19 protein-coding genes are annotated in these 21,398 nt (G+C 46.1%); 11 read left to right on the top strand and 8 right to left on the bottom strand.

Annotation, left to right across the window (positions count from 1 at the left end; genetic code table 11):
• The first annotated feature begins 10 nt into the window (after nt 1–10).
• The 3 genes from pnuC (at nt 11) to QUB77_RS15665 (ending at nt 2,286) form a co-directional block, all read left to right on the top strand.
• Nucleotides 11–682, top strand: coding sequence for a nicotinamide riboside transporter PnuC (pnuC, locus tag QUB77_RS15675; RefSeq protein WP_333174395.1), 672 nt, complete (start codon nt 11–13; stop codon nt 680–682).
• The gene (locus QUB77_RS15670; protein WP_333174397.1) at nt 679–1,668 is read left to right on the top strand and encodes an AAA family ATPase; all 990 of its coding nucleotides are present in this window, start codon (nt 679–681) and stop codon (nt 1,666–1,668) included. The genes pnuC and QUB77_RS15670 overlap by 4 nt, the downstream gene beginning before the upstream one ends.
• A 129-nt stretch (nt 1,669–1,797) precedes the next feature.
• Nucleotides 1,798–2,286 (top strand): hypothetical protein, encoded by a 489-nt coding sequence (locus QUB77_RS15665; protein ID WP_333174399.1) that lies wholly within the window; start codon nt 1,798–1,800, stop codon nt 2,284–2,286.
• 83 nt (nt 2,287–2,369) lie between these two features.
• On the opposite strand, the gene QUB77_RS15660 is transcribed toward QUB77_RS15665, so the two are convergent.
• The 3 genes from QUB77_RS15660 to QUB77_RS15650 are packed head-to-tail and all read right to left on the bottom strand — an operon-like array spanning nt 2,370 to nt 3,604.
• On the bottom strand, nt 2,370–2,765 hold the full coding sequence (locus QUB77_RS15660; protein WP_333174402.1) for a nucleotidyltransferase family protein: 396 nt from the start codon (nt 2,763–2,765) through the stop codon (nt 2,370–2,372).
• A gap of 39 nt (nt 2,766–2,804) precedes the next feature.
• Nucleotides 2,805–3,317: a GNAT family N-acetyltransferase gene (locus QUB77_RS15655; protein ID WP_333174405.1), complete on the bottom strand. Its 513-nt coding sequence runs from the start codon at nt 3,315–3,317 to the stop codon at nt 2,805–2,807.
• The gene (locus QUB77_RS15650; protein ID WP_333174407.1) at nt 3,308–3,604 is read right to left on the bottom strand and encodes a DUF1778 domain-containing protein; all 297 of its coding nucleotides are present in this window, start codon (nt 3,602–3,604) and stop codon (nt 3,308–3,310) included. Before QUB77_RS15650 ends, QUB77_RS15655 begins: the two co-directional genes overlap by 10 nt.
• Nucleotides 3,605–3,928: 324 nt before the next feature.
• Between QUB77_RS15650 and QUB77_RS15645 the strand changes: the two genes are divergently transcribed.
• The 4 genes from QUB77_RS15645 to QUB77_RS15630 all read left to right on the top strand — a co-directional run bounded on the left by QUB77_RS15645 (nt 3,929) and on the right by QUB77_RS15630 (nt 7,480).
• Nucleotides 3,929–5,290: a branched-chain amino acid ABC transporter substrate-binding protein gene (locus QUB77_RS15645; protein WP_333174409.1), complete on the top strand. Its 1,362-nt coding sequence runs from the start codon at nt 3,929–3,931 to the stop codon at nt 5,288–5,290.
• A complete protein-coding gene (locus QUB77_RS15640) occupies nt 5,257–6,579 on the top strand; it encodes a branched-chain amino acid ABC transporter permease (RefSeq protein ID WP_333174412.1) in 1,323 nt (440 codons plus the stop codon). Before QUB77_RS15645 ends, QUB77_RS15640 begins: the two co-directional genes overlap by 34 nt.
• Before the next feature lie 164 nt (nt 6,580–6,743).
• Nucleotides 6,744–7,157, top strand: coding sequence for an element excision factor XisH family protein (locus QUB77_RS15635; RefSeq protein WP_333174415.1), 414 nt, complete (start codon nt 6,744–6,746; stop codon nt 7,155–7,157).
• Nucleotides 7,145–7,480: a XisI protein gene (locus QUB77_RS15630; protein WP_333174418.1), complete on the top strand. Its 336-nt coding sequence runs from the start codon at nt 7,145–7,147 to the stop codon at nt 7,478–7,480. Before QUB77_RS15635 ends, QUB77_RS15630 begins: the two co-directional genes overlap by 13 nt.
• A gap of 42 nt (nt 7,481–7,522) precedes the next feature.
• Here the strand turns inward: QUB77_RS15630 and QUB77_RS15625 are convergent, their stop codons facing one another.
• Nucleotides 7,523–8,095, bottom strand: a complete 573-nt coding sequence (locus QUB77_RS15625; RefSeq protein WP_333174419.1) for a Uma2 family endonuclease — start codon at nt 8,093–8,095, stop codon at nt 7,523–7,525.
• 122 nt (nt 8,096–8,217) lie between these two features.
• Here QUB77_RS15625 and QUB77_RS15620 point away from each other — a divergent pair, with 122 nt between their 5' ends.
• From QUB77_RS15620 to QUB77_RS15605, 4 genes are all read left to right on the top strand, one after another.
• A complete protein-coding gene (locus tag QUB77_RS15620; protein WP_333174420.1) occupies nt 8,218–9,783 on the top strand; it encodes an ABC transporter permease subunit in 1,566 nt (521 codons plus the stop codon).
• A 142-nt stretch (nt 9,784–9,925) separates the two neighbouring features.
• Nucleotides 9,926–10,741 carry an SAM-dependent methyltransferase gene (locus QUB77_RS15615; RefSeq protein ID WP_333174422.1) on the top strand — a complete coding sequence of 272 codons (816 nt, stop codon included), beginning with the start codon at nt 9,926–9,928 and terminating at the stop codon, nt 10,739–10,741.
• 68 nt (nt 10,742–10,809) lie between these two features.
• Complete coding sequence (locus QUB77_RS15610) at nt 10,810–11,589, top strand: ABC transporter ATP-binding protein (RefSeq protein ID WP_333174425.1); 780 nt, start codon at nt 10,810–10,812, stop codon at nt 11,587–11,589.
• A gap of 61 nt (nt 11,590–11,650) precedes the next feature.
• Nucleotides 11,651–12,358 carry an ABC transporter ATP-binding protein gene (locus QUB77_RS15605; protein WP_041623339.1) on the top strand — a complete coding sequence of 236 codons (708 nt, stop codon included), beginning with the start codon at nt 11,651–11,653 and terminating at the stop codon, nt 12,356–12,358.
• A 64-nt stretch (nt 12,359–12,422) separates the two neighbouring features.
• On the opposite strand, the gene QUB77_RS15600 is transcribed toward QUB77_RS15605, so the two are convergent.
• The 4 genes from QUB77_RS15600 to QUB77_RS15585 form a co-directional block, all read right to left on the bottom strand.
• Complete coding sequence (locus tag QUB77_RS15600) at nt 12,423–17,915, bottom strand: response regulator (protein ID WP_333174427.1); 5,493 nt, start codon at nt 17,913–17,915, stop codon at nt 12,423–12,425.
• A gap of 549 nt (nt 17,916–18,464) precedes the next feature.
• The gene (locus QUB77_RS15595) at nt 18,465–19,862 is read right to left on the bottom strand and encodes a hypothetical protein (RefSeq protein ID WP_333174430.1); all 1,398 of its coding nucleotides are present in this window, start codon (nt 19,860–19,862) and stop codon (nt 18,465–18,467) included.
• A gap of 78 nt (nt 19,863–19,940) precedes the next feature.
• Complete coding sequence (locus tag QUB77_RS15590; RefSeq protein WP_333295958.1) at nt 19,941–21,041, bottom strand: glycosyltransferase family 39 protein; 1,101 nt, start codon at nt 21,039–21,041, stop codon at nt 19,941–19,943.
• A 19-nt stretch (nt 21,042–21,060) separates the two neighbouring features.
• Nucleotides 21,061–21,234 carry a hypothetical protein gene (locus QUB77_RS15585; protein ID WP_333174432.1) on the bottom strand — a complete coding sequence of 58 codons (174 nt, stop codon included), beginning with the start codon at nt 21,232–21,234 and terminating at the stop codon, nt 21,061–21,063.
• Nucleotides 21,235–21,398: the final 164 nt, after the last annotated feature.

Here is a 21,398-nt window from a genome sequence, read left to right as displayed (position 1 = left end):
AGGGATTGCCATGAAAAAAGCGAACCTCCCAAACTTAATCGGCTTCGCAGCAAGCATTTTCGTGCTCCTGCTTTCAGTGCAGTGGTTTGTCCCTATCCAACTCGACTTAATCGAAGCGATAGCTGCGATCGCTTCTGCTTGGAGCGTTTGGCTGCTTGCTAAAAACAATCCCCTAGGCTGGTGGATCGGCTTAATCGGAGTTATCGCCTACGCTGCGGTGTTTTATAAAGTTAAACTTTACGGCGAAGTTGCGATTCAATTCTTCTATTTAATCACGAGCTTGCAAGCAATTTATATTTGGCTGCGCGGCGGCCAAAACAGCACAGAAAAACCTGTATGTCGCATGGACCAACGCTGGCTCATCCTCACCGCAGTCTTAGTTACAGTTGGCGTATTTGGCTTGCGAACAGTATTAGTATCTTTGGGCGGTGCAGCACCATTGTGGGACGCCCTGACCACCATATTAAGCGCGATCGCCCAGTTGTACTTGATGGAACGCTATCTCGAAAGCTGGTATTTGTGGATTGTTGCAGACACGATTTACGTTCCCTTGTATGCCTCGCGCGGGCTATATCTGACGAGTATTTTGTACGCAATATTTTGGTTGATGGCAATTTACGGGCTGCAAAATTTTCAGCGGATTTACTCGGAACAAAAGTTAAAACAGCAGCAATCTTTATGATACTCGGTGTTACTGTAGGCAAATTTTACCCCTTCCACAAAGGACACGACTACTTAATTCGAGAAGCTAAAAAAAAGGTTGACCGTTTAATCGTTCTCGCCTGTTACAAAACAAATCAAGCAGTTGCAGGAACCGTTAGAGCCGACTGGATTCGGTTTTTGCATCCCGACGCAGAAGTTATCGAAGTGATCGACGATTTGCCGGAAGCCCCCGAACCTTGGGCTCAGAGGACTCTTGAGGTGCTTTCCGGGCGAAAACCCGATATCGCTTTTACTTCAGAAGATTACGGCGAACCTTGGGCAAAACTGATGGGATCTCAACACTGTGCAGTCGATCGCGAACGGCTCAAATTCCCGATTTCTGGAACGCAATTGCGATCGCACCTAGCCGAACACTGGCAAATGCTGACTCCCCCAGCCAAAGCTTACTTTGCCAAACGAGTCTGCGTGCTGGGTGTAGAATCGAGCGGCACAACTACCCTAGCGCGATCGCTCGCACAGCACTACCAAACTGTTTGGGTTCCCGAATACGGCAGGTGTTACTGGGAAGGCAGGCAATATTCGCCCGATCCTGAAATTTGGGACAGCTATGAATTTGTAGAAATTGCCAAGAAACAAGCGGCTATAGAAGACGATATTGCTACTCGCGCTAACAAAGTCGTTATCTGCGATACAGATTCTTTAGCTACTTGTATTTGGCACAAACGTTACCTTGGTTCGGAACACCCGACACTCGAGCAAATTGCAGACAGCCGCCGCTACGATTTGTATATTTTGACTCAGCCGGATTTCGGGTTTGTTCAGAATGGAACGCGAGAAAGCGAACATTTACGAATGACTATGCACCAACAGTTTGTTGAGGTTCTTCAGCAGAAAGGAAAGCCGTATATTACTGTGGGAGGAAGGCACGAGTGGCGAATGTCGGAGGCAATTGGGGCGATCGATTCAGTGTTGGTTTTTAAACCGTTAAACGAGCTAGAGAATTAGGAATAAGTGGAGTGCGAGCGCGCACCTTTTATTTGCGGGCGATCGCTCTTTTGAAATATCTCTTGCTTCTGTAGATATCTATTAGAATAGTCGAACTAGGCGGTTAAAAGGAGTGCAGGGAAACGATTTATGAAACTCACGGATTTGCCCCAAGATGTTCTCGATGATTTATGTCAGGATCAACAGTGGCGATTAGATATCGATCCAGGATTTGACAGCAAACACGAATTTTGGATGGCGTGGCACCATTTTCTCAAGTTACCGGAGGAATCCTACTTTGAGATCGCCGAAGATAGTCTGGCAGATTTTCTCACAGTTGAAGAGTATAACCTGCTGCTGCCAGTGCCGCGATCGCACCATGCCAGCATCCATCCCATTCGATTGATTCCGAGTGCTGACCAACAGACACTCACCCTGTTTCTTCAAGACTCTTACCATCGTGATTGGTTCACAAAGCCCAGCGATGCCCGTTATGGATTTCTGGCGATATGCGATCGCTATCAGAAGTTTGGTTGCGATTTCTATCTGGCCAGCTATTATCATTTCGCTTACCTCCTCGGAAAGGATTACGAAGTGGCTGTAGCGATTCTTACTCAAAAATTAGGTCAGCTACCGTAGTTGATGTCCGATTGAATGATATCGATTAAGATTAGTTTGTAGTGAGGACTTTAGTCCTTCGATCCTGCGGACTAAAGTCCTCACTACAAACCGGATCGATCGCCCTCAAGCGCTAAGCGGAGGAATTTGACCGGGCATGATATCCCGCTTGCATAAATCACTCGATGCGTTTTCAAAATGTTCGATCGCCGATAGGGATTTTCTAACCGATTCTTTTCAACCAAATCCACACAACGGTTAAATAAATGCTCTATTTCCTCTTGCATACCCAATAAATGAGACAGCGTGAGGCGGTGCGATGGCTCGTAAGTAACTAATACATCCACATCACTATCAGGGCGAAAATCATCCCGCAGCACCGAGCCAAACAGGGCAAACTCGACAATGTTCCAGCGCTGGCAAAATTGTGCGATCGCATCTAAAGAAACTTTTAGGCGATCGCTCACCACATATTCTACACCTGATTGCAACTCAATCATGCGCGAGGAAACCTCCAACGAGAGCAACTAACGTCTGAGCTAAAGTGAAGCAATGGCATCGCTAACTTTCACCAAAAGTGTCATCGGATCGATCGGCGAAACAGTAAAGCCGCACTTCTGGTAAAACTCCTTCGCATCTTCGGAGATAGCGTGTACGAGAATTGCGCGTATTCCTGCAATCTCAGCAGCTTGCAAAGTGCGAAGAATTGCATCCCGCAGCAAAGCGCGTCCGATGCCGCAGCCTTGCCAGTTGCGATCGACTGCAAGCCGTCCAATAACCATAACAGGAATCGGATCGGGCATATTGCGCCAGACTTTACCCGTTGCAGCAGTTTGTGCTATTGCTCCATTTACAAGACAATAGTACGCAATGACTGCTTGGCGATCGCACAAAACATAAGTCCGTGAAGCCCCCTCTAACTCATTTTTCAGAGCGCGACGCTTGAGCCATTCATCTAACTGACTGTTGCCTGAATCAAAGGTCTCTATTTGATGTAACGAGTTCAGTTTTTCAGGCGGACACAGTTGTTCTAAATCTCGATCTAATCCCACGGAGATTTTGTTTTTAGTAATGCGTTTAGCTTCGGATTTGGCGTCGGCGGTGCATCCAGCAGCGCCAAAAATTGCTTAAATTTAATTTCATCTAACCCAAAAAAACAGCGGTCTAGAATCACATCTTGAGCTTTTTGGTAAGCTGATTCAAGCATGAATTCCGATCGGCTCTTTCCCTGTAATTGGGCCGCGCGATCGATGAGAGCGCGTTGATTCGGCTTAGCTCGAATGTTGATTGTCACATCGCGGGTCTGGCTGACTGACCTTTCAGATTCTGGCGGGTGCATAACAGTTACCTCTGGCTAGACACATTAGTAATTAGAGCTAGTAGCAGCATATTTATATGCTAATTTCTTGTATACACAATGTCAACACATTTACTAAAATCTGCGATCGCGGATCTAGTAAACCGCGATGGAATCGTGAACTAACGCATTGTACGGGCAGCCCCCGCCGCCCCTGAGACAGGAGTTCTGGCCCCAGTCCTGATGTTGCCTTTGTAGGTGTGTTGTTGATAGTTGACACAAATTTTTTAAACTTGTGCTAACTCTTGACTACATACTTAAAACAGTGAAAATATGCTAAGACGCAAGCAACAAACAAACCAACCTATGAACTTTTCCCAGAAGTCAGGGGGCAAAAGTGCCACATCCCCAAAAATCAACTCAACAAAGAATCTCGGCGTCGGAGAATTGCGGAAATTACTTTTTGCCGCCGGAATAGCCTCTCTGTGCGCTAGTTGTCAAAATCCTCAAGCACCCACCGCCACAACTCCCGGAGGCAGCCCCGGAACCAGTCCCGCAGCTACTCCCGTCGCAGTCAGCAGCCCCGGAGACCCAAATACTGTCAAAATTGTCTCCATGCTCCCGATGACAGGCAGCGCCTTGGGTCAATCTCAAACAATGGTCAACGGCATCAAACAAGCACTTGCCGAAACCGACTCCAAAGCTTGCGACGGAAAAATCAAAATCGAATACGAAGTGCTCGACGATGCCACCGCCGCCGCCGGCAAATGGGACCCGGGCCAAGTAACCTCCAACTCGAACAAAGCCGTTGCTGACGGTTCGGTAGTTGCCGCCATCGGTCACTATAACTCCGGTGCAGCCAAACTTTCCATTCCCGTGCTCAACCAAGCTAACATCGTCATGATCAGTCCGGCCAACACTTATCCGGGACTGACTAAACCAGGAAAAGGCGAAGCCAAAGAACCCAACGTTTATTATCCCTCAGGCACTCGCAATTTCACCCGCGTTGTCCCCGCTGACGACCTTCAAGGAGCTGTAGCTGGCAACTGGGCAAAATCTTTAGGCGTGCAAAAAGTATACATTCTCGACGACCAAGAACTCTACGGCAAAGGCATCGCTGATGTTTTTGAAGCAACTTCTAAAAAGTTGGGAATTCAAGTCCTCGGAAGAGAGGGAATTGATATTAAAGCTAGCGACTACAAGGCGTTAATGAATAAGATCAAAGCTTTAAATCCAGACCTGATTTACTTCGGCGGCACTACTCAGAGCAACGCGGGACAAATAATTAAAGACATGAGAAATGTCGGGATGGCGGCCGATGCAGTTAAGTTCATGGGCCCGGACGGCATTAAAGATCAAGCTTTAATCGATGCCGGAGGCAAAGATGCCGAAGGAGTTTATGCTACTTTTGGCGGCTTGCCTCCTCAAGAATTGACTGGTGTGGGTGCGAAGTGGTACGAAAGTTACAAGGCAAAATATAATGCTGAACCGGAAGCTTATGCAGCATACGCCTATGAAGCTGCTAAAGTTGCGATCGGCGCAATTAATAAAGTTTGCAAAAATGACCGCGCTGCTATCCGCGAAGCTGTCTTGGCAACTAAAGATTTTAACGGGGTACTCGGCACTTGGAGTTTTGACACCAACGGCGACACGAGCTTGACTACAATGTCAGGAAATGTTGTTAAAGGTGGTAAGTGGGAGTTCGTGAATGCGCTCAAGACGGAATAATTAATCAGAAGGAAGAAGGAAGTTCGGCAACGGATTTTATAACGGATGTAACGGATGTAACGGATATCGGGAAGAAGGAAGAAGGCAGAAAGGATAATAAAAAATTATGCTTTTTTCCTTCTCCCTCCAATGTCCCATGCCCGATTCTCGATTCCCAATTTCCAATTTCCAATTCCCAATTCCCAATTCCCAATTCCCAATTACTCAAAAACATGAAGAACTGGAAAAGTATTCTCTTATATGTAGGTGTAGTTTATATAGTTTTGCTATTAGGCCCGATCGCAGGATTTGATTTGCCAAAAATCGTTGGAGAAATAGTCAGCAATCCTGAAGTTTTTATCCAACAATTATTAGTTGGTCTTGTCAACGGTGCGCTAATTGCAATTATTGCTTTGGGTTACACTATGGTTTATGGCATTATTGAGTTAATCAATTTTGCTCACGGCGATTTGTATATGTTGGGCGCTTTTGCTTCCCTAACCGTGTTCGGGGCTTTTGGGATTCAAGATGGCGCACCTTTAGGTATTGCTATACCGGTGATGTTAGTTGCTTTAATTGTATGTTCGGTGTTTTGTGCGGGCCTCAATATTGTTGTGGAAAAGTACGCTTATCGGCCTTTGCGAAATGCTCCCCGTTTGGCTCCTTTAATTTCAGCGATTGGAGTTTCTTTTATTTTTCAAAATATGGGGTTATTTTGGGGAGGATTGAAAGCTTTCATTCCGGTGATGGGTTCTAATTCGGCGGCGCCGAAAAGCTTTCCCGATTTGTTGCCGCGAGTTGATATTCTCAAATTTTTGGGAATTCAAACGAGTATTGTATTTACTACCAAAGATTTAATAGTGTTGGTGGTGGCGGTGGTATTGATGGTTTTGCTTCATGTGTTTGTGCAATACACTCGTCTGGGAAAGGCGATGCGGGCAACGGCTCAAAGCCGCGATGCTGCTAAAATTATGGGGATTAATGTGGATCAGATTATTGCTCTGACTTTTTTGATTGGGGGAGCTTTGGCAGGTTCGGCTGGGATTCTGGTTGGTCTGTACAACAATACTATTGTGTTTACAATGGGGTTTACGGCGGGTTTGAGGGCTTTTACGGCGGCGGTTTTGGGGGGGATTGGCAATATTGTCGGGGCGATGTTAGGAGGAGTTTTGATTGGTTTGCTTTCGTCTTTGAGCGATCAGTATTTGTCGAGCCGCTGGACTAATGCTTGGGTGTTTGGGGTTTTGGTGGTGATTTTGGCTTTTCGGCCTGGGGGTTTGTTGGGTGAGAATGTTCAGGAGAAGGTTTGAAAGTGCAGTAGGTTTGGCACTTGCGCTCTTAAACCCGATTTCTATGATAAACCGGGTTTAAGATGAGGCGCGCGGAGCGTTCTCATGTCAAAATGTTAGAAGCTTTTTCAAGAACCAGGCACAGAAGGTGTGGCAAGTGGGTGTGATAGAGAAAAATTGAAAAAATGGCAAAAGACATTTATCATAATAATGTAAGGACTGCCTTAGAAAAAGACGGGTGGACAATTACAGACGATCCTCTGACTTTGCAATTTGGTTCGCGCAGTGTGTTTGTGGATCTGGGAGCCACAAAGCTGCTAGCAGCAGAACGTGAAGGAGAAATAATTGCTGTTGAAATCAAAAGTTTTGTAGGCAAATCTCTAGTAAAAGATTGGGAAAATGCGCTCGGGCAATACATTCTATACTTAAAAATTATATCGAGAATAGATCCAGACCGAACGCTATACCTAGCAATTACTGAAGAAATTTATGTGAGCTTCTTTAATGAAGAAATCGTGCAAGTAGTTCTAGCCGATGGAGAAATAAAAATTTTAGTTTTCGATCCTGTTCGGGAGGTTATTACCAGATGGATAAACTAGACGAATACCGGGACTTGATATATAAAATCCTGTCGTACTATGCCAGCATGAAGTACAGATATGGTGACATTAATAGCACAGTGATTGTCAGCCAAGACCGCAACCATTTTTTATTGATGAAAGAAGGTTGGGAAGGCAAAAGGCGCGTTCACTACTGCCTCGTTCACGTTGAAATCCGCAACGGCAAAATCTGGATTCAATATGACGGTATTGAAGACGGCATTACTGATGAATTAGTGGAAGGCGGGGTTCCTGAAAATAGCATTGTTTTAGCCTTTCATTCGCCGGAAGTACGCAAGCATACCGGATTCGCGATCGCCTGAAAAAGCCGCCTGCAAAATATCGAGTTAACCGTCGCTATCAAATTAAATATTCCCTGGTTTGAGCCAGCCAAAAACTTCGCCTAAAGTCAACTGCATTTCCGGCATAAATTTGGGCATCGGAAGTATATCTGTTGGTTCTTGCAAGGAAATCGGTTGCTGCCTTGCGGGATAGGCTAAAATGTTTTTTTCATCGGGATCGAGCAACCAACCCATCTGGCAACCGGCGTTCAAACAGTGCAAAATATTGTTTGTGACTTTGGTTTGGCTTTGGGCTGGGGACAAAATTTCTATTGTCCAGTCTGGGTGAGCATTAAATGTATTGGCAATTTCGCCGTCAGCGTCTAGGGGAATGCGATTCCAAACAAAAATCGCGACATCGGGGACAATAGAACGTCCGCCAAAGGTGCAGCGAAGTTCTGGAAATGCCCAAGCAATCCGCTGAGGTTTGCCCGCTGCATTAACCCTCGTGATGAGTTCTCCCTGAATTGTGCTGTGTTTTCCTTGCGGTATAGGTTTTTGTAAAATTGTACCTTTGATGTATTCGCTAGCGGGTTTGGTTTCTGGGAGTTGCAAAAACTCGTCGAGGGTGATAGTTTTTTGAGGTGCTTGTACCATATAGCGATCGCCCGTTTGAAGTGTGTTCCGGTAACAGTTCCAGTATATAGCAGTTGACAGTTGACAGTTGACAGTTGACAGTGAACAGTGAACAGTGACTAATAACTAATGACTAATAACTAATGACTAATAAAATAATCCAAGCAATTAAATCGAGCGGTATTTTAGGGGCGATCGCCTCTTTGACTGTTTTGTTATTCGGCGGTTGGAGCGGCACCGTGATTGGCTGGCTGATGGGTACGGCGGCGGGCTTTATTAGCTGTCGAGAGCAGAAGGTTTACAGCCCGAAAATGGGTGCGACTATCGGCAGTTTAGCGGGATTGGGATTGGGAGTTTGGCTGTTAATTGCAAGTGTGGTAGAAGGGGTTTTGATTAGACCTTTTTCTGGGCAATCGGCTGTTGCTTTGCCGACTACGCTGCTGTACGGGATTTGCAGTTTGACGATCGCAATTTTGACCGCTACGTTAATGGGTGCTTTGCAGGGTTTGCAGGGAGAACGCCAGCGGCTGGCAACTCTGGTGACATTAGCTTTTATTCTAATTCTGTTTCCGTTTATCGATATTCAGGCTCAGACTGGCTGGATTGCTACTGTAGTACAGATTCAAATCTTTATTATGTTGGCGCTGGGTTTGAATATTACTGTGGGTTTTGCGGGTTTGTTGGATTTGGGATATGCGGCGTTTTTTGCGATCGGCGCTTACACGACGGCTTTGCTATCTTCTGGCCAGTTAAATATTGCTTGGAACTTTTGGGTGGTATTGCCGATCGCCGCCGGTGTAGCTGCGATCGCGGGCGTAATCCTGGGTATTCCCACACTGCGGCTCAAGGGCGATTATTTGGCGATCGTTACCCTCGGTTTTGGCGAAATTATCCCGGTTGTCTTTAGGAATTTAACTGCGATACGGATTGATGAACCAGTCTCGAAGATTGTTGCTTCCCTGTTGGGTAAACCTGAGTTGGTGCTGTGTCTGGTTGGGTGCGATCGACCTTTTAACCTCACCGGCGGCGAAGCGGGCATAAACCCGATCGGGCGTCCATCTCTCCCCATCGTCGGCACTTTCAGCACCGGCAACTACTTTCCCTGGTACTACCTAATTTTACTGCTAGTTGTCTTCGCTTACTTCATGATTTCGCGGCTGCGAGATTCCCGCTTGGGCAGGGCGTGGAATGCCATGCGCGAAGATGAATTAGCGGCTAGTGCGATGGGGATTAACCTGGTCAAAACCAAACTTTCAGCTTTTGCGATGGGAGCGACGTTTTCGGGCTTTGCAGGCGCATTTTACGCCGCCTATATCAGCGCAATTTTTCCCAGCGTTTTCGATTTCTCGGTGTCGGTAATCATCCTGTGTATGGTGATTTTAGGCGGTTTGGGGAACATGACGGGGGTGATTTTGGGCGCTATTATTATCATGTCTGCCGATCGGCTTTATCTGCCACAATTAGCGCAAGTCCTCAAGGGTTTTCTGAATACTTTTGTACTCCCCAGGATTGCAATTCCCCAGTTGCGAGACTTTCTGGCAACCAGTTTAGACCCGATTCAAATGCGCTTATTTCTATTCGGCCTAACTCTTGTTGTCATGATGATCGTGCGGCCGGAGGGACTAATTCCTGATAAGCTCCACCAAGCTGAACTGCATTCTGATGGTGAAGCGAGCAATGAGTCTTTAGCCGATGCGAGAAGTCAATAAGTAGGTAAGGGCAAAAAACCATAGTATTTTGTAGCGGGTTTAGCTAAAAATCTAGGCTATCAGGGAGTTTATGAGTGTAAAAAAACCTCCTAATCAGATGTTTATTTGTAACCAACTACTTAGTAAGGGTGAAATATTAGCCATGAACAATGTAACTGGTACTGCTTTTATCGTTGCGGAGTTTAGAGCCGAAGAGAATGAAGAGGTAATTCCTCTCTACACTGATAATGTAGTCAAAATTTGGCTGAATGAAGAAACAAAAGAAATAGCGGCCCAAATATCTCAAAACTCTCCTGCAGCCAAAGAAATGGTTAAGTTGCGGACTAAATATTTTGATGATGTTTTGTCAAATCACATTTTAGGAGGTTGCAAACAAGTAGTTATTTTAGGTTCGGGTTTGGATACTCGCGCTGCTAGAATTAATGGAGAAGGAGTGATTTATTTTGAAATAGACGACCGCGCAACTCTTCAATTAAAAGCAGAAACTCTCAAAGCAAACAAAATTCCTGCCAATGTTTGCTATCTTCCGGGCGATTACATAAAAGATGGTTTAATTTCCTTGCTGAAACAAAGTGAATTTGATTTCACTCGACCGACATATTTTTTGTGGGAAGGCAACACTACCTTGCTTGACAAAAAAAATGTAATATTTGTGTTAGAACAAATTCGTGACAATGTGAAGAGTTTTCGATTGTCTTTTGATTATATGTCGGAAAAGGTGATTTTGAGAACGACGGGCTACCAAGATATCAATGATTACATAGATAAATACGAAAGTATGTATGCACCGTGGATTACTGGGTTTGAAAACATTGTAACTTTGGCTGACGAACTCAATTTCAAAGTTATTGAAAACTTTTCGACTGCAGATTTACACGCACAATATCGCCCTCGCCGTTCTCTAGAATCTAATCTTTTTAAGTTCTATTTTGTTTGTACCTTAGAGAATCTGTCGTAAAATTTTCCAAAATCCTTCGCGATCTTTCACGATTGTACTACTATAAAATATTAGGAAACACAACCAAAATGTCATTATTAGAAGCACAACAACTTACAATGCGATTCGGCGGTTTGACTGCGGTCAACCAGGTTAGTTTAACCTTAGAAAAAGGATCGATCGCCAGTTTGATCGGCCCCAACGGTGCGGGCAAAACTACCTTTTTTAATATGCTGACGGGTATCTACAAACCGAGTGGGGGACAATTGGTACTTGAAAATAAAAATATCACGGGTTTACCGCCGGATCGCCTGACCACTTTCGGCATTGCTAGAACTTTTCAAAATATCCGCTTGTTTAACAACATGACTGTGCTGGATAATGTTTTAGTAGGCAGACACTGCCGATTAAAAACAGGTTTGTTGGGGGCAATTCTCCGCCCTCCGGCTGCGATGATTGAGGAACGGGAAGCTAAAATAAAAGCGCTAACTATGCTGGATTTTGTCGGTTTAGGTGCTTCTAAAGCGGCGGAGTTGGCAAAAAACCTTTCCTACGGCGACCAGCGCAGATTGGAAATTGCGAGGGCCTTGGCTTCCGATCCGAAAGTGTTGCTTTTGGACGAACCGACTGCCGGGATGAACCCGAACGAAACGGCTGATTTAACTCGCTTTATTTACCGGATTCGCGATGAATTGGATTTGAGTATTTTGCTGATTGAACATGATATGAAAGTGGTGATGGGAATTAGCGATCGCGTTAGTGTTATGGAGTACGGTACTAAAATTGCTGAGGGAACTCCGGCAGAAGTTCGCTCAGATCCTCGCGTAATTGAGGCATATTTGGGAAAAGAAGAAGATGCACATGGTTAATGGGTAAATATCTCCATATTTTGATTAAAATTTAGGTAAAGATAGCCCACAAAGAGCAATTATGTTGGAAATTAAAGACATCCACACCTACTACGGAAATATACACGCCCTCAAAGGAGTATCGCTAACAGTCTCGCAGGGAGAAGTTGTGACATTAATCGGCAGCAACGGGGCGGGGAAAACTACAACTCTTCGCACGATTCAAGGACTGCTGCGGCCGCGCCAAGGCACTGTATTATTTGAGGGAAAGCCTTTAGAAGCACTATCTACAGAGGCGATCGTCCGTTTGGGGATTTCTCAAAGTCCCGAAGGGCGGTTGATTTTTCCGCGAATGACGGTGCAAGAAAACCTAGAAATGGGTGCTTATCTCCGCAACGATACTCTGGGTATCAAGTCGGATATGGAAAAAGCATTAAATTTATTTCCTCGTTTGCGAGAAAGAATTAGTCAAAAAGGGGGCACTCTCAGCGGTGGCGAACAACAAATGTTGGCGATCGCCCGCGCTTTGATGTCGCGCCCCCGCTTGTTATTATTGGATGAGCCGAGTATGGGATTGGCACCGATGTTAGTCAGTCAAATTTTTGCGATCGTCCGCGATATTAATGCTGAAGGAACAACTATTTTACTGGTGGAACAAAACGCCCGCATGGCTTTAAGTGTAGCCCACCGCGGCTATGTCATTCAAACCGGTCAGGTTGTAGTCGCTGGTAGTGCTAGTGATTTGCAGTCAAATGAAACTGTTCGCAAAGCATATTTAGGTGAAAGTTAAATAGTTATTCTGGTAATCGGTAACGGCAATTCTTCATTAGCAATTACCAATTACCAATTAGAAATTACCCTATTTGCGATCGCAACTTCCCGGTTTCCAATTCCGTCTCAAAAGCCGCCCGCACCTTTTCCCACTCCGCTTGGGCTTCCAACAGGCGATCGCGCGCCGTACTCACATCAAAAACCTGTTCCCCTCCAGACTCAACCGCCACGCGGCCCATATACTCCAACTCCTTGCAAACAGCAGAAAAAGACACGGCTCCTAAATTGGCGCTGCTCGACTTCAGCGTGTGAGAAGCCAGCTTCAAACTATCAGCATCGCCCAGAAAAATAGCCTCCTTAATAGTTTCTAAATGTTGCGGTGCGTCTACCAAATATATCTTAATCAGCTCCCCCAAAAAATCTGGGTCTTCATCATCGTCTAGCTCGCGGAGATTTTGCAAAATATGAAAATCGATCGGCGAATCTGCTCCCGGTGGAACGCTCGAAGAACCCGCAGTATCACTGTCAACTCGATCAGAAATATCTTGATTGTTTTCCTCAGTAACCGCATCCAATTCATCCCGAATCAGAGGTGAGCACTTGCTCAAGGCGATCGCCAACTCTTCCCGACGCACCGGCTTAGTAATATAATCGTCCATACCTGCTTCCAGACACTTTTCGCGATCGCCCTGCATCGCATTAGCAGTCATCGCAATAATTCTCGGCTTCTTGTTAGCAGGCCATTCCTGACAAATGCGGCGCGTCGCTTCCAACCCATCCATGTTCGGCATCTGCACATCCATCAGCACAACATCGTAAGATTGCCGCTTCAGCGCCTCCAAAACCTCCAACCCATTAGCCGCAATATCAGCCCGATATCCTATCCTGTCGAGTAAATGCGTAGCGACTTTTTGATTCACCACATTGTCCTCAGCCAGCAAAATCCGAATCTGACTAGAATTAGTTCCATCCTGTCCGGTAGAATTCCCCGCAACCTGCCTCAAAACAGCAGGCGTCCGCTGCACACGGTGCTGTTCTTGAGAATTTTCAAAATACTTCAATCCCGAAGTCAAAGTCATCACATTTGAAACTTCTCCCCTGCCGCTTCTGCCAGTAACATATCCAAAAACTTGCAGCAACACATTATAAAACTGGGACTGTTTTAAAGGCTTAGTTAAAAAAGCAGAAAAATGTACTTCTGTAGTTTCAAGTTTTTTCCAAACTTCCGCCTTACTTAAATAAGTAAACAGCACCAAAGGTAGCGCAATTTTGCGAGGGTTTTTAAGGAGGACATTCGGATTTATGCCGTCGCCGCTTGACAAATTGCTCAGCTCAAATTTCCGAATCTCCACAGCCAAAGCCACACCGTCCATATCTGGTAGATTCATCGCCAAAATAGCTAAATCGAGCGGCGAGTTTCCTTTGATGATTTCCAAAGCCTCAGCACCCGAAGTTACAGCCACGGGTATCATTCCCCAAGACTCTGCCTGACGGATCAAAACTTGCCGGTTAATGGCATGATGCTCAACAATTAACAAGCGCTTACCAGCGGCAAATTCGGGCCTTTTTTCCTCATGCCGGATGTCATTCGCTTCAGCAGTCACCGTGAAATAAAAAATCGAACCCGAACCCGCTATCGACGGCGGAGTAAATTCTGCAGGCGACCTTCCAGCGATACTTTGTCCGATCGCAGAAACTCCCGGTTGAGACTTAGAACTTCGCGGATCAACCTGGCTGACAACCCACATTGTACCGCCCATCATATCGCTCAAACGCTGGCTGATAGCCAGTCCCAAACCCGTCCCCCCGTAATGTCGCGTTGTCGAAGCATCCACCTGGGAAAAAGCTTTAAACAGGCGATCCATCCGGTCTGGCGGAATGCCAATTCCCGTATCTTGGACAGCAAATTGAATCTCGTATTGTCTGTTACGTGCCACCTCTGTCTGGTTAATTGCTAGCGGTTGTGGCTCTAGAATATTAATTTTGTCCGGCGAACTATTAGCAGCTACCTGTTCAATTTCCCTAGCCGTACAGCACACCACAATTTCTCCAGATTCTGTAAATTTAACTGCATTGCCCAGCAGATTTACCAAAATTTGGCGCAGCCTCGTGACATCTCCTAAAATGTTTTTGGGAACAGAATCATCAATAAAGTAAGCCAGCTCTAAACCTTTTTCTGAGGCTCTAGGAGCCAGTAATTCCAGAGATTCTTCTATACAGTTTTGCAGCTCGAATGGGCTGCGTTCCAAATCCAATTTTCCAGATTCAATCTTGGAAAAATCGAGAATATCGTTAATAATAGTCAGCAAAGCATCGCCGCTGGTACGAATTGTCTCCACAAAATCCCGCTGTTCAGGAGTTAGTTCCATATCCAGCAGCAAGCCCGTCATCCCGATTACCGCATTCATCGGAGTGCGGATTTCGTGACTCATAGTCGCTAAAAATTCGCTCTTAGCTCTGTTAGCAACTTCCGCCGCTTGTCGTGCTTGATCCAAAGCTTCATTTTGCTCTGCTAACTGTCGCTGTCGCTGAACTTCCGTTTCTAAAAGTTCTGCTTGAGCTAAGGTAATTCCAACTTGAGCCGCCACATCTTCTAACAGTTCAATTTCGTCGGGATTCCACTGGCGAGTTGCATCGCACTGGTGCAAAGTAATAATTCCATTCGGTTCTCCTTGATAGGAAGTGCGAACAGCCAACATAGATTTTAATCCGATGCGGCGGCACATCGGCCCCGAAGATTCCAGCAAAGGATCGGCAAACACATCGGGAGATGCCAGGGCGATATCTTCCGCGAGGAGTTTTTCGGTGTACGGGTTATAAGTGACAGAAAGTTCTAAATCTAAAGCCGATTCGTGACCGGGTTCTAAGTATTCCGCGACGCAAGGAAGGTGGGGATAAGGTTCGGAAAGATAGGTGTGAATTGTACAGCGATTGACACCAAATACGCGGCCGATTTGGGTGGCGGTAGTTTGAAAAATTTCTTGAGTGTCTAAGGTCGATCGCACTTTTTGAGTAATTTGTTTGAGTAGTAAAACGCGCTGGTACTGACGTTGCAAAGTTCGCTCTCGCTCTTCGCGGGCAATTTCTGCGCCGATGTAATTGCCCATCAACTTTAAAATTTCAAAATTCAGCGGTTTAAAAGGAGATTTAGTGGTGCGAGAAGTAAAGCTCAAAGTGCCAAAAATTCGCCCTTGCACTATTACCCTCGTCCCCACAAAAGCCTCCAACTTGCGGACGCTGTAAGCGGGGTGGTTGCGCCATTGAGTAGTGCCGGCTGATTCGACAGAAATAGGTTCACTCGATCGCAAAACCTCTCGCTCAAAGGTTCTGCTCAAAGCAAAACCGTCTCCTTTAGCAAATCCAAACGGAAAATCTTCCGGTACATAAGCCGCAATCACTTCGTAGCGATCGCCCAAAACCCTGCCCAACAGCCCGATATCCATGCCAAACTGACTGCAACCCATTGCCAGCAACCGCATCGTTCGATCATCAAAAGAGCCTTCCGAGCTCACCATTACCTCATAGAGCGATCGAATTGCTCGCTCGCTTTCCCGCAGTTCCTCAACTCCTTCGAGGCGATTGCAGACATCGTGCAAAGTCCCGAAAATTCCCGCTATTTCGCCTTGCGAATTCCGCCGGACTTGGGCAAATAGTTCCACGGAAACAAAGCCGGAATTACTGTGAATTCCCAAGGAGTTTTTCTCCGGAACCGACTTGGACTTAAATCGCAGTTCTCGCCGTTCAAATTCCGACTTACCCGACAGCAAAGACTCCAATAAATTTGCACATTGCTCGCGCTCATCTGGATGCACCCACTCTAAAAAATTAGTTTCCAAACTTTCGGACACCGAGAAATTCGTAATTTCCGTCCAAGCGCGGTTGAGAAATTTCCAAACCCCTGCCGCATCTATGTGGAAAATTACTGTTGCTTTCAAAGAATCAAAGAGATGGAATTGTTCTCGATCGTGCTCGCGGTTTTTGACTTCAAACTGCTTGTTTGGAGTAATATCTGTATGAGTTCCTACTACCCGCAGCGGTTTCCCGGTAGCGCTGCGTAAAACTTGACCTCGGTTCAGCACCCAGACAGTGCTGCCGTCTTTACAGTACATCCGATATTCTGCTGCAAAATCCGGTGTCTTTTGGGCGAAGTGGTCTTCTAAAGCTGCCTTTACCGAGTCAATATCATCTCGGTGGATGCGACTCCACCATTCCGATCGGCGATTCGAGATTTCCCCTTCTTGGTAGCCCAGCATTTCTTGCCACCGCGCCGAATAAAAAAACTCATCTGTTTCGAGATTCCAGTCCCAAATCCCCTGATTGTTGACTGCAGGGGGGAGATTTGGCCGCTCTACGACACTGTAGTGAGAAATTTCAGCCATCTCGTGGCTATTTGCTGCTGTCCGCTGTATTTCTGCTGAGAGTTTTTTGTATTGAGCGTTGCTAGATTCTAGCTGGCGCTGCAAAGCAATTAAGCCAGAATGCAGAGATTTTGAATCCAGCGCTTGTAAAAGGATAGTTTTAGGATTGATAATCCCGATCGGGTGATTTGTTTCGTTGATGACTAATAAAGGCAACTGGCAGTAGTGTTTTTGCAGCAGCGCGACGGCTGCTTCGAGGGTAGAGTGCGATCGCACCAGCGGCGGCGAACTGCTGCAAATTGCTCCGGCTTTAATTTTGTTAGAGTCTCTTCCCAGCGCCTGCAACTGCACAATATCCCGCGAACTTACCACCCCAACCAGTTTGTGAAGGTTGGGATTTGTAAATTTGGAATTATGAGCAGCACCAGTCGATTGTTGATCGGGGGTTTCAGTGATTAATACATAACTAACATTGTGTCTAAACATCAGTTGCGCCAAATAGCGAACCGAAGAACTAGCAGGAGCGTGAATAATTCGCGAGGCTGCGATTTGAGGGATTTGATAAAGTTTAATTAAACTTGCAGGTAGCTCTAATTTCTGATGCAGAATTGGCAGCGGCGGGGGGAACGCGAAAGCCGCAGGTTGCGAAGTGCTGCTAGTTGCTTTTGGTGTCGATTCCCCAATTCCCTGCAACATTTGCACCAAGCTTTGAGAGCTAATTAAACCGACAAGTTCTTCAGTGTCGCTGACTACGGGCAAATGGCCGATCTGATTTTTCTCCAGCAGATTTGCTAAGGCAAAAAAGTCGGGAATTTCCGATTCTCGGGCTACAGTTACGGTTCTGATCATGATTTGCTCGATCGCAAATCCGCTCAAAGCAGCGCCGATCGAATTTAGCTGTACGATATCTCGCGTTGTAAAAATCCCCAGCACTGTCTGGCTGCTCGGATAGGGAGGTTTTGAGCCGTTGAGACGCAGCCCATTGCCTCCTGCGTGTACCGCAGGCGGTATGCCGTTGTAAAAACCCGACTGTTCCCGCGATTGTGGGGAAGCCCCGTTGGTAGGATTTCCGAGTCGAGAATGCCCGCGCGGTTCTACCACGAGGACGTAACTAGCCCCTGTGCTGCTCATCAGCTCGATCGCCTTTTCTACGGGCGTCTCAGGGGTGACAGTGAGGGGATTGCGGTTGATGACCTGACTGAGGGAGGGAATAAACATCAGGGGGCATAAAAGTGATATTTGTTGGAAAAACCCGATCGCAAGCAGCAGATTGATTTAGAGGCTTTGCCCGCGAGATTTCCCAGCGCGCTCAAAGTTTCTGTACGATTAAACTCACCCCTACTTCCAGCATCTTGGCATTTAAAATTAATTCCGTGCCATATCCTGATCATTGACGGCTTCTGACTTTCAGAACCAATGCCATCTGCCAGAGTGCCCAGATGAAGGCGGGCGGGCAATTCCTCGCTTAGCCTAACTGCTGCGGGTTTACGAGCAAGAATTTCTGCGATTGTCTAGACTGCACCCTACTTTCTGCCCCTCAACGGAACTCTCGCTCGCATTCTGTTTGAGGCAAGATACCTGCACGCTACCAATTTACCAGCGACAGGAGGGGAATCACAACAGGACGACTTAGGTATGGCAACTGTGCAATTAGGGGTTCGAGGGTTCAAGGGTTCCAGGGTTCCAGGGCCAAACAGGCAGAAAATAAATAATTCTGAGCATAACTAATTCTATCTTATCCCAATTATGGCTCAGAGGATTTGAGCTTCAATTCTGGCGATCGAACTTGATGAGAATAGCGCTGTTCCCCGCCAGTGCAAAACTCGCATTTCCGCCCTTGGGCCTTAAGCTACCAACAACCTCATCCATTGTTTTAGAACTGAACTCTCGCACCGTGCCATTACCAGTTTTTATCAGAGCCGAAATATCAGCATTAACAGTGTAAGATGTTGCTCGGTCATTGACAACCAGCAAGTAAACATTCTTGCTAGCATCAAGAGTTGCAACTGCCATTAAATCCGAACTGTTAGTGATAGGAAAAAAAGTATTTTTCCCGCCCTGCAATGCCCTAATTCCCATCCGCAAAGCATAGTAGCCCGCGCGCCGTTTTCCCCCGTCCCCTAGCAAACCTTCCGCCCCTGCGGGCTTGCCCCAGTCGTACAAACAGAATATGTGACTTCCGTCAATATAATTATCCCCCGGTTGGGAACCTCGAATCAAATTCTTAATCAAATTTAAAGCTAAAGATAAATCGCCGTAGCTAATGTTGTAAGTTCCCCATTCTCCTATCCAAAGCTGCGAGTTAGCGCGGACAGTACCGTTCATCCAGCCGCGCACTTTGCGGGTGTAGTTAGAAATATCTGCATCGTAGTTGTGGACATTGACTGTATCGAAATAATTCGGTATTTCCTGCAAAGCACTAGCTGGCCAATTGCTGCCTCCTACGGTTTTCGGGCCGTGGATGCGGTAAGTGCGCGAAGGCAAATAAGTTTGGTAAACAAAGTCGATCGCATCTTTTGCCACCTTAACCAATTCAAAATAGTCAGCCCTAGTCCCGCCCCAACCCTGATCGCGATTATCCGGTTCGTTGTGAATTTCCCAATCATCAACGCGGTAATCATTGCGAACATTCACCCAATAAACCGTAGCAAAAACGTGTTCCCACCACTCGTTCCAATCTTCTTTTGCCCGCGGCGGATTCAGTTGCAGCGCCCAACTCGGCCGCCAGCTATTATCAACATTCCGTATAGTCACAACCGGGCGAATATTTGCTTGTTTGAGACTATTAAAAATAGTTTTGGCATTGCCTTGCCAAACCGTACCCGGTTTTCCCGACCACCAATAATCGCTACCCTGGGGCGGATTAGTCATAATCTGATCCCAATGTGCCCAATTAATTATATTTGGATTTGTCTTAATTTCGTCAATAGACGGCCAACCGTATTTACCGTCGTCGTCTTCTGGTTCCCACCGGGACATCCCGCCGTAAATGCGGTAGGTATTAATTCCCAAATCTTGCAAATCTTTGATGTCGAAATTGATATTGCCTTCGACTGCGCCGATGTAGCGAGTGCTAACACCCGCAGCATTGCCGGAAATTTTAATTGTTTCGATGTTTTGAGAAAAAATTGTCGTTCCGCTGAACAACCCTATGCTAAGAGCCATTAAAATGGCGATGGTAAAATTCCGAATAATTGTTTTTGAGAACACTGGGTTAATAACTAATAACTAACTGCCTAATACCTACTGACTAATTAACTTCAACCGACGCTGAAGTTCGCCCGCCGCCGTAGCAATTACGACCGCCAAAATCGGGTGCAGTGGCTCGCTGTGGCGAACTTCTGTATAGGTTAGCGCATGGAACAAAGTAAAATAGCCACAGACTGCCAATAGTGGCAAAAACTCCCGCCAGCGATGCCGCAAAACTATCATGCTCCAAGCAGCAATTACAGGCAAAATTCGCACCGCCAAAATGCAGACAATCTGTTGTAGCGAAAAGAATCGCCACATTACCTCCACATTAAACATAGCATGATCGGGCCAGTCACTTACAGGGTTCCCCAACCCGAAAAAAACTGCCTTTTGCAAACAATACCAGAGATAGACAGCAGGCTCGCGGAGGATTGAAGCGATCGCCCGTTTGGTAAAATAGCGATCGCCCTCAATTGTAAAAGCATTGTGTCCCCCATTCCGATCCGGATTTAGTTCTTCTTGCCAAATTTGAACAGTATGGCGTTTTGGCAATTTTTCATAGGCCAAATGATAAAACTCGGGACTTCCTTGCCACAGCAGCGCCGTAGAAACGCTGTCAAGCAAAAAAGTTTTGTGCGTTCGATAATTGTGGTAAGTCCAAGGTGCAGTAATTATAATAATTGCGACCAAATAAGCAATAAATAAAGCTATCTTGCGCTTAAAATGCCATTGGCGCGACATCAATAGTGGCACAATTGCTGGAAGCAACATCCCTGTCGGCCGACAAAGATTTGTAATTGCCAACAGCGCACCTGCTAATGAAAAATTTTGCCACTGCGGCTGTTCCAATGCCCACAGCAAACCCAGCACGGTTAAAAGTATTAAAGGCTTGTATAAAATCTCTGTTTGCAGCCGCCTGACATGAAAAATGAGGGAGGGATCTATTGCAATTAATCCAGCCGCTACTAAGGAACTTTGAGCGCCAGTAAAACGCCGTGCCAGGATAAAAGTTAGCGGTATGATTGTCGCCCCCAAAAAAGCTTGTACGTAGACTACAGATGCGGGAGAGCGACCAAAAATAGCATAGCATCCAGCTACAAAAAAGGGATAAACTGGCGTTCTGCCTGGTCTCTCAAAAAAATGACCATTCAGCAGGTCGTATGCGAAACGTTCATAGCCCGGTTCGTCGCCCGTCAGACGGGCGGGGGGTATCGGTGAGAGTTTGGTTGGTGCGCCACGCCAAATAAAGGCGGGATGCCAGTCCCAGCAGCGTCAGACCAATCAGTACCCAGACAATTATGCGGTGATTTCTTTGCTGGTGGGCTGCGGAGATGTCTGGTGTCATAAAAACTGGCTGCGAAGATTTGATTTGCTTGATCCCAATTTTTTAGGTTAAGAATGTCAAAAATTATATCATTTCACCTGCCATCTTTTTGGATAATTGATGTTTTTATACCACATATTATATTTAATGTGAACGGGCGAGCAGAACTCCTCACGGAACAGCCA

The sequence above is a fragment of the Microcoleus sp. AT9b-C3 genome (assembly GCF_036705485.1).
GTDB lineage: Bacteria > Cyanobacteriota > Cyanobacteriia > Cyanobacteriales > Microcoleaceae > Microcoleus.
This window is presented reverse-complemented; position numbering and strand designations above follow the sequence as displayed.